The following is a 10,563-nucleotide window of genomic DNA, read 5'->3' on the forward strand; positions in this document are numbered from 1 at the left end:
ACCCCCGCCAACCACTCCCGCACCAAACCCAACACACGCCCCAACAACCCATGCACAACCCCCGGCCCCACCCCCTCCCCCACCAACGGCACCACCACCGACGCCTCAACATCAGCAACAACCCCCCGCACACCACCCGAAACAGGCACCCACTCCAACCGCAGCAGTGAGTCACTCAGGTCTGTGTCAGCAATCGGTCCACCGATTACCGTCGGCCTCGGTCCGAAGGTCACCGACTCCACGGACAGCACCGGTGCGCCGTCGACGTCGACCAACGTGATCGAGACCGATTCCCCGTCCGTGTGCCCGATGCGTGCCCGGACCACTGCGGCCCCGGACGCGTGAAGCGTCGCCCCGTTCCACGACACGGGTACGAGATCGTCGTCACCAGCCGCTGCCCGCATCACGTCCCCGAGCAGAGCCGGATGCAGACCGAACCTGCTTGCGTTGCGTGCCGCCTCGCCAGAGAGCGCGAACTCCTCGTCGACGGAACGGCTCTCACCGAGGGAAACAGGGCCCCCGGGAGCCAGCCGACCCGAAGCGTGCTCGGTCCACGGCTCGTCCAACCCACCGTCCGCGCGGGAGAAGAAGCGCACGGTACGAACACCCGCGTCGTCGGGGTCGCCCACGCGGACCTGAAGCACGGCATCGCCGTTCTCGGCGATGACGAGCGGAGCCGCCACGGTCAGGTTCTCGACGTGATCGCAGCCGACATGGTCGCCGACCCGGATGGCCAGTTCGAGGAGGCCCGTGGACGGAAAGACCACCTGTCCGTTCACGATGTCGTCAGCCAGCCACGGCTGTGTGAGCAGGGACAGGCGGCTGGTGAACAACACGCCCTCGCTCTGGGCGAGGGGCACCACGGCGCCGAGCATCGGATGCTCGGCGGCGATCAGTCCGGCGCCGGCCACATCGCCCACGGCCGGAGTGAGCGCGGGCCAGTAACGCTCGTGCTGGAAAGGGTAGGTCGGCAGGTCGACCCGCTGAGCGCCGGAACCGTTGAACAGCCGGGCCCAGCCCACGTCGACACCCGCACAGTGCGTCCGCGCCAGAGCGGTGACCAGGGCGGCTTCCTCGGAACCCTCCTTGCGCAGGGCAGGGACGACAACAGACCTGTCGTCCAGGCAGACCGATGCCAACGCCGTGAGCACGCTGTCGGGGCCGAGTTCCAGGAAGGCGGTGGCACCGGCCTCGCTCAAGGCGGCGACTCCGTCGGCGAAACGGACGGTCTCACGGACGTGCCGCACCCAGTACTCCGGGTCGCACACCACCTCGGACGCCAACTCACCCGTCACGTTCGACACCAGCGGAATCTCCGGCGCCGAGAAGGACAGCCCCGACACGACCGCCCGGAAGTCCTCCAGCATCGGGTCCATCAACGGCGAGTGGAAGGCATGCGACACCCGCAGCCGGGTCACCCTGCGCCCCAGCGCCTCGAAGTGGGAGCGGATCTCCCACACCGCCTCCGCCACACCTGAGACCACCACCGACGACGGACCGTTGACCGCAGCCAGCGACACGAACTCGCCGAGCAGTGGCCGCACTTCGTCCTCGGTCGCCTCAACGGCGAGCATCGCGCCACCCTCGGGCAACGCCTGCATCAGCCTGCCGCGGGCGGCTACCAGCGCGCATGCATTCTCAAGGGAGAACACCCCGGCCACGTGCGCGGCAGCCACCTCACCGACCGAATGCCCGGCCACGAACTCCGGCCGCACACCCAGCGATTCGACCAGACGGAACAACGCCACCTCGACCGCGAACAGACCGGTCTGCGTGTACAGCGTCTGGTTCAACAGATCAGCGTCATCACCCCACACCACATCGCGGACGGGACGGTCCAGATGCAGGTCCAACCCCGCACACACCGCGTCGAACGCCTCCGCGAACACCGGGAACCGGGCATACAGCCCACGCCCCATACCCAGCCGCTGCGACCCCTGACCCGAGAACAACACCGCCAACGACCGCTCAACCGCCACACCACGAGCGATCTCGGCACCGTCCACCAGCACCGCACGGTGCGCCATACGCGCACGGCCGACCGCCAGCGAATAGGCCACGTCCACCGGACGTAGCGCCTCCAGTCCGGCCAGCCGCTCCACCTGGGCATCCAGGGCCGCCTCGGACTTGGCCGACACCACCCACGGCAACACCCCGGGCGCCACGACCGGTTCGGCGGTGACGGGTTCCGCCGGCGCCTGCGGGGCCTGCTCCACGATCACGTGCGCGTTCGTCCCGCTGATGCCGAACGAGGAGACGCCCACCCGACGCGGGCGGTCCAGCTCCGGCCAGGACACCGGTTCGGAGAGGAGCCGGACATCACCGGTCGCCCAGTCGACGTGCGTCGACGGGGCGTCCACGTGCAGGGTGCGCGGCAGCACCCCGTGCCGCATCGCCATCACCATCTTGATCACACCCGCGACACCCGCCGCGGCCTGCGTGTGACCGATGTTCGACTTCACCGAGCCCAGCCACAGCGGGTGCCCGGCGTCCCGCTCCCGGCCGTAGGTCGCCAGCAGCGCCTGGGCCTCGATCGGATCACCCAACGGCGTACCCGTACCGTGCCCCTCCACCACGTCCACATCCCGCGCCGAAAGCCCCGCACTCGCCAACGCCTGCCGGATCACCCGCTGCTGCGACGGACCGTTCGGAGCGGTGAAGCCATTGCTCGCACCGTCCTGATTGACGGCAGAGCCCCGCACCACCGCCAGCACCTGGTGACCATTGCGCTGGGCGTCCGACAGCCGCTCCAGGACGAGGACACCGACGCCCTCCGACCAGCCGGTGCCGTCCGCCGCGTCCGCGTACGCCTTGCACCGGCCGTCCGAGGCCAGACCACCCTGACGACTGAACTCCATCAGGGAACCCGGTGTCGACATGACGTTGACACCGCCCGCCAGGGCCAGGGTGCACTCACCCGTGCGCAGTGACTGGACCGCCCAGTGCAGGGCCACCAGCGAGGAGGAGCAGGCCGTGTCCACGGTGACCGCGGGGCCCTCCAGGCCGAGGGTGTAGGAGAGCCGGCCGGAGGTGGCGCTGGCGGCGATGCCCGTGCCGATGTCACCGGTGGCGTCGTCCAGGGAGCGGACGAGGAGGTAGGCGTAGTCCTGGCCGTTGGTGCCGACGAAGACGCCGGTGCGGGTGCCCCGCAGGCGGGCCGGGTCGATCCCGGCCCGCTCGAAGGCCTCCCAGGAGGTTTCCAGCAGGAGCCGCTGCTGCGGGTCCATGGACACGGCTTCACGCGGTGAGATGCCGAAGAAGTCGGCGTCGAAGTCCGCGACGGAGTCGAGGAAGCCTCCGCACCGGCTGACGCCCATGCCGCGCTGGTCGGTGCCGGCGCCGTGCAGGGCGTCGAGGTCCCAGCCCCGGTCGGTGGGGTAGCCGGACATCGCGTCGGTTCCCGAGGCCACCAGCTTCCACAGGTCCTCGGGCGAGGCGACCCCGCCCGGGTACCGGCAGCCCATGGCCACGACGGCGATGGGTTCGGTGGCCGCGGCGACGAGCTGCCGGTTCTGCCGCCGCAGCCTCTCGGTCTCCTTCACCGAGGACCGGAGAGCTTCAACAACCTTGTCGTGGGCCGTGGTCATGGGTCTGTCCGCTCCGTCAGTCCTGCTGTTCGGGTTCATCGTCGGAAGGGTTCTGCAGGGCCGCCCGGACCAGGGCGTCGACGTCCATCGCGTCGATCGACGCGTCGTCGTACCCACCGGGCTCGGGAGCCGGGTGGTCCTGGTCCTGTTGCTCGGCGGCGAGTTTCAGCAGGGGCTCCAGTACGCCGATCCGGCGCAGCTGGTCGAGCGACACGGACGACAGCAGGGTCCGGACGCGGTCCTGCGCGTCCTCGCTCTGCGCCCGGTCGCCGGCGTCGTCCGGGTCGAGGTCGCGGAGGATGTGCCCGGCCAGTTCGGCCGGCGTCGGGTGGTCGAAGACCAGCGTCGACGACAGGCTGAGGCCCGTCGCGGCGTTCAGCCGGTTCCGCAGCTCGACGGCGGCGAGCGAGTCGAAGCCGAGGTCCCGGAAGGCCTTGTCCGCACCGACGAGTTCCGTGCCGGTGTGGCCCAGGACGCCGGCGGCCTGGCCGCGTACCAGGTCGAGTACGGCGGTCCGCCGGCGTGCGGCGGTCAGCCCGGCCAGCCGGTCGCGCAGGACCGGGCCGGCGGTGCCGGCGTCGGGTGCGCTCGGTGCCTGTGGTGCGGGCAGTTCCGCCAGCAGCCTGCTGGGCCGTACGGCCGTGAAGGCCCGGACGAACTGTCCCGGTTCCACGTCGGAGACCACGGCCGTGGGGTCGGGGTCCATGACGGTACGGCGCAGCGCCAGGACGGCCAGGTCGGGATCGAGGGGTCGTACGCCGGTGCGGTGTGCCGCTGCGGCGGCCCGGTCGTCGGCGGCCATGCCGTCGCCGCCCCAGGCACCCCAGGCGATGGAGGTGGCGGCGAGCCCGTCGGCCCTGCGCTGTTCGGCGAGGGCGTCGAGGACGGCGTTGGCCGCGGCGTAGCTGCCCTGTCCGGGGTTGCCCACGGCCGCGGAGGCGGACGAGAACAGGGCGAACACCGAGAGGTTCGGGCCCAGTCGGCGGGTGAGCCGGTCCAGGTTCAGTGCGGAGGTGACCTTCGCGCGGAACACCGGGGCACAGCGCTCGGGCGTCAGGCCGTCGATCACCCCGTCGTGCAGGACTCCCGCGGCGTGGACGACCGCGGTGAGCGGTGCTTCGGCGGGGATCGCGGCCAGGACGGCGGCGAGGGCGTCCGCGTCGGCGGCGTCGCAGGCCTCGACGGTGACCTCGGCGCCTGCCGCCCGCAGTTCGGCGGTCAGTTCCGCCGCGCCCGCCGCATCCGGGCCGCCACGGCTGATCAGGAGCAGGTTCCGGGCGCCGGCCCGGGCCAGGCGGCGTGCCACCCGGGCGCCGACGGCTCCTGTACCGCCGGTGATCAGGACGGTGCCGGCCGGGTCCCACACCCGGTCCGGGGCACTGCCCGGCGGTACGGGAAGGAGCCGGCGGCCGAGAACCGCCGAGGAGCGGACCGCGACCTGGTCCTCCCCGCCCGGCGCGGACAGGAAGCCGGCGAACCGGCCCGCGGCGGCCGCGTCGAGTACGGGCGGCAGGTCGACGAGGCCGCCCCAGCGCCCGGGGTACTCCAGCGCCGCGACGCGGCCGAGGCCCCAGACGGCTGCCTGGAACGGCGCGGGCACGGGCTCGTCGGGCGTCGCTGCCACGGCGCCCCGGGTCACGCACCACAGGGGTGCGGTGAAGCCCGCGTCGCCCAGGGCCTGGACGAGCACCGTGGTGAGCGTCATGCCCAGCGGGACGTCCGAGTCGTCGGTCTCGTCGAGGGCGAGGAGGGAGACGACTCCGGTGAACGCACCCGATCCCGCTGCCGGTTCGCCCTGTTCGCGCAGTCGCTTGGCGAGGCGTTCCCGGTCGGTGGCGGGGTCCAGCTCCATGCGGACGGTGTCCGGGCCGAGAGCACCGAGGAGCGCGCTCGTCCAGGGGTCGTCCCCGTGTCCGGCCGGTACGACGGCGAGCCAAGTGCCGCCGGGGGTACCGGTACGGAGTCCGGTCAGCGGCTTCCAGCCGATCCGCTGGCGCCATCCGTCGACGGTGGAGCGCTCCTCGCGCCGGCGGCGCCAGTCGGCGAGTGCGGGCAGCACCTGGGACAGGGCATCGCTGTCGACGTCGAGGCTGTCGGCGAGGGAGTCGAAGGACGCGGTGCGTACGGCGGTCCAGAACTCGGCGTCACCGGCCGCGTCCCGCCGGGCGGGTACGGTGTCCGGCCAGTACCGCTCGCGCTGGAAGGCGTACGTCGGCAGGTCCACCCGGCGGATGCCCGTACCGGCGAAGACGGCGGGCCAGTGCGGGGAGAGTCCGTCGGTGTGCAGCCGGGCGAGCGCGGTGAGCAGCGACCGCTCTTCGTCCCGGTCCCGGCGCAGGGCCGGTACGGCGACGAGGTCCTGGCCGGTTTCGGCGCCGGCCGCTTCCGCGACGCTGTCGAGGGCCATCGGGGCGAGCACGGCGTCGGGGCCGAGTTCGAGGAACCGGGTCACGCCGCGGTCGGCGAGGGCGCGTACGCCGTCGCCGAAGCGTACGGTCTCCCGGACGTGACGCACCCAGTACTCGGGCGCGCACACCTGCTCGGCGCCGGCCACGTCGCCGGTCACGTTCGACACGAGGGGCAGGCGCGGGGCGGTGTAGCCGATACCCCGGGCCACTCGCGCGAACTCGTCGAGCATGTCCTCCATGTGCACGGAGTGAAATGCATGGCTGACCCGCAAACGCCTAGTCTTCCGGCCGTCGGCCTCGAAGCCCTCGGCGATGCGCAGGACTTCCTCGGTGTCGCCGGCGATCACCACGGCACGGGGGCCGTTCACCGCCGCGACGGAGACGCCGTCGGTGAGGCGGGCCCGTACCTCGTCCTCCGCGGCCCGAACGGCGACCATCGCACCCGAGGCGGGCAGCGCGGCCATCAGCCGGGCCCGGGCCGCCACCAGTGTGCAGGCGTCCTCCAGCGAGAAGACTCCGGCCACGTGCGCGGCGGCGATCTCGCCGATCGAGTGCCCGGCCACGAAGTCGGGCCGGATGCCCCAGGATTCGACGAGGCGGTGCAGCGCCACGCCTGTCGCGAACAGGGCCGGCTGTGTGTAGCCCGTGTCGTCGAGCAGGGCGGCCTCGGCCGTGCCGGGTCCGGCGAACAGGATCTCGCGCAACGGGCGGTCCAGCAGGGTGTCGAAGCAGGCCGTCACCTCGTCCAAGGCTTCGGCGAAGACCGGGAAGCGGGCGTACAGTTCCTGGCCGGCGCCCGGGCGCTGGGCGCCCTGCCCCGGGAAGAGGAAGGCCGTCCTGCGGCTTCGGCCCGTGGTGCGGCCGTGGACGAGCTGCGGCGCGTTCCGTCCGTCGGCCAGGGCGGTGAGGCCCTGGACCAGTTCCTGCCGGTCGGCGGCGAGGACGGTGGCCCGGTGTTCGAAGGCGGACCGGGTGGCGGCGAGTGAGTACGCGAGGTCGGTGACCGCGGTGCCGGGCCGCTCGGCCAGGTGGGCGAGGAGGCGCCCGGCCTGGGCGCGCAGGGCGTCGGGGGTGGCCGCCGAGAGCGGGGTCAGGACGGGTGCCGTGATCGGCGTCGTGTCTCCGTCGGTGGCATCCGTGTGTTCCGGCGCCTGCTCGATGATCACGTGCGCGTTGGTGCCGCTGGCGCCGAAGGCCGAGACGCCGGCCCGGCGCGGCTGCCCGGTGTCCGGCCAGGTCGTGTCCTGCGCGAGGAGTTCGACGGTGCCCGCCGACCAGTCGACGTGCGAGGACGGAGCGTCCAGGTGCAGGGTTCGCGGCAGGACGCCGTGGCGCATCGCCATGACCATCTTGATGACACCGGCGACGCCCGAGGCCGCCTGGGTGTGGCCGATGTTGGACTTGAGCGCGCCGAGGAGCAGTGGGCGCCCGTGCTCGCGGTCGCGGCCGTAGGTGGCGAGCAGCGCCTGCGCCTCGATCGGGTCGCCGAGGGTGGTGCCGGTGCCGTGCGCCTCGACGGCGTCGACCTCGCCTGCCGTCAGGCCCGCGTTGGCCAGGGCGCGCCGGATGACGCGCCGCTGGGAAGGTCCGTTGGGGGCCGTGATGCCGTTGGAGGCGCCGTCCTGGTTGACGGCGGAGCCGCGCAGCACGGCGAGCACCTCGTGACCGCGGCGCCGGGCGTCGGAGAGGCGTTCGACGACCAGTACGCCGACGCCCTCCGACCAGCCGGTGCCGTTCGCCGAGTCGGAGAAGGCACGGCAGCGGCCGTCCGGGGACAGGGCGCCCATCTCGCCGAACTCGACGAAGCCGACGGGGCTGGACATGACCGTCACGCCGCCGGCCAGTGCCAGGGAGCACTCGCCGGCGCGCAGGGCCTGCGCGGCGAGGTGCAGGGCGACCAGGGAGGACGAGCACGCGGTGTCCACCGTCACCGAGGGTCCTTCGAGGCCGAGGGTGTAGGACAGCCTGCCGGACAGGAGGCTGGCCGACTGGGCGGTCTCCACGTGGCCGATCCCGTCGATGGCGGGCCGGTAGTCACCGCTGCCGCCGCCGACGAACACACCGGTGTCGCCGCCGCGCAGCGTCGCCGGGTCGACCCCGGCGCGCTCCAGCGCCTCCCAGGCGGTCTCCAGCACGATGCGCTGCTGCGGGTCGACGATCATCGCCTCGCGCGGCGAGATGCCGAAGAACGCGGCGTCGAAGTCGGCGACGTCGTAGAGGAAGCCGCCGTGCCGGGTGACGCTGCGGCCGCGGCCGGCCGCGTCGCCGCGGGCCAGCCGTTCGAGGTCCCAGCCGCGGTCGGTGGGGAAGCCGCCGATGGCGTCGTTGCCGGCCCGCAGCAGCTCCCACAGGTCCTCGGGGGAGCGCACTTCGCCCGGGTAGCGGCAGCTCATGCCGACGATGACGATCGGGTCGTCGCCGGGGCCGTCGACGGCGGCCCGGCCGTTCGTCGCCGCGTCCTCCGTGTCCCGTTCCCCGAGCAGCTCGGCCCGCAGCTGTGCCGCGAGGGCCACCGGGGTCGGGTGGTCGAAGACGAGTGTGGCGGGCAGCTTCAGGCCGGTGGCGGTGCCGAGCCGGCCTCGCAGGTCGACCGCGGTCAGCGAGTCGAAGCCGAGGTCCCGGAAGGCGTGGCCGGCCGGGACGGACTCCGCGTCCGGGTATCCGAGGACGTCCGCGACCTCACGGCGGACGAGCGCCAGGAGCACCGCGTCGCGTTCGGCGTCGTCCGGACGGGTGAGGAGGTCGGCACGCAGCGCACCGGCGGCCGCCGAGCCCGGTCCGTCCGCCGGGTCGCCGTCCGGCGCACCCGTCGTCGCGGCGAGGGCGGCACGCGCCTCGGCCAGTTCCGCGAACAGGGCGGTGGACCGGGTCTGCGTGAACGCGGGCGCGAAACGCTCCCACACCACGTCGGCGACGGTGACGGACGCGGCGTCCTCCCCGATGGCCCTGCCCAGTACGCCCAGGGCGCGTTCGGGTGCCATGGGGGGCAGTCCGCTGGCGCGCAGGTGCCGGCCGAGCGAGCCGTCGGCGAGGTCCGTCCAGGCACCCCACGCCACGCACAGAGCGGTCTCGCCCCGGGCACTCCGGCGCCGTGCGACGGCGTCGAGGTAGGCGCTCGCCGCCGCACCCTCCTCCTGTCCGCGCACGCCCCAGGTCCCGGCGATCGACGCGAACAGCACGAACGCGTCGAGCGTCCGGTCTCCGAGGGCCGCCTCGAGGGCGTCGACGCCGGCCCGGACACGGTCGAGACCGACGGAGTCCGCGGCGGGCTCGTCGCCCTGACCGGTGTGGATCACGGCGGTCAGCGGATACCAGTCCGGGATGCCGTCGAGGGCCGCCGTCAACGCGCCGGCGTCGGCCGGATCGACGCCGACGACGGTGAGTCCGCTACCCAGCTCCGTCAGTTCGGAGTCCAGCGCCGCCACTTCGTCGGGTCCCGTCTCCCCCGCGCCGGCCAGCAGCACGTGCCCGGCACCGCGGCGGGCGAGCCAGCGAGCGGTGTGCCCGCCGAAGCCCCGTACGCCGCCGATGACCAGGACCGCGCCCTCCGGGTGCCAGCCGTCCACGGCCGCACCCGACGACGGCAGGGCTCGCACGAGGCGCCTGGCGTAGACGCCCGAGGGGCGCAGCGCGAGCTGGTCCTCGCCGCCGGAGTGCGCCAGCACCGCGCGCAGCCGCTCCGCCGCGCGCTCGTCCAGCACGTCGGGTACGTCGATCAGGCCGCCCCAGCGGGCCGGGTCTTCCAGGCCCGTGACACTGCCGAGCCCCCAGACCGCGGCCTGGGCGGGGTCGGCGGACGCGTCGGAACGTCCGACGCTCACCGCACGGCGCGTGGCACACCATACGGAAGCCTCGACCCCGGCCGCCGCCAGCGCCTGCGTGAGGACATCCGGGCGGCCGAGTCCGGCCGGCAGGATGTCCGCGCCGTCCTCGCCGGTCGCGGGCACGGCGAGCAGGGACAGCACACCGGCGATCGGGCCACCGTCAGCCGCGAGCGCGGTGACGCGCTCGACGAACGCGTCGCGGTCCGACACGTCGACAGCGAGGCGCTCGGCCTGTGCGCCGAGGGCGTCGACGACCGAGGTGATCCACTGATCCTCGGCGCGGTCCGAGGGTACGAGCACGAGCCAGGTCGCGGCGAGCGCGGAATCGGCGCCGGCTCGCGCGGCCCTGCCGGTGAGCGGCTTCCAGGTGATCCGGTAGCGCCAGTCGTCCACGGGGTCCGAGGCGGCCGGTACCTGCGCGGGTGCGGCTTCGGGCCAGTACAGCTCGCGTTGGAAGGGGTAGGTCGGCAGCTGGACCCGCTGGGCGCCGGAGCCGTCGAACAGCCGGGCCCAGTCCACGTCGACACCGGCACAGTGCGTCCGCGCCAGAGCGGTGACCAGGGCGGCCTCCTCGGAGCCGTCCCTGCGGAGGGCGGGGACAGCTACGACTGCGCTGTCGTCCGCGCAGACCGCCGTCAGTGCCGTGAGGACGCTGTCGGGGCCGAGTTCCAGGAAGGCGGTGGCACCGGCCTCGCTCAAGGTGCTGACTCCGTCGGCGAAACGGACGGTCTCACGGACGTGCCG

1 protein-coding gene and 1 pseudogene are annotated in these 10,563 nt (G+C 73.3%); both read right to left on the reverse strand.

From position 1 onward, the window contains the following. Positions 1 to 3,569 (reverse strand): annotated as a pseudogene (locus tag AC07DS_RS46040) (type I polyketide synthase); the annotation flags it as partial. Positions 3,570 to 3,603: 34 nt separating this feature from the next. Beyond that, positions 3,604 to 10,563: type I polyketide synthase (locus AC07DS_RS46045; protein WP_479154703.1), on the reverse strand; the 6,960-nt coding region annotated here is incomplete at its 5' end.

The sequence above is a fragment of the Streptomyces sp. NPDC044064 genome (genome assembly GCF_056434245.1).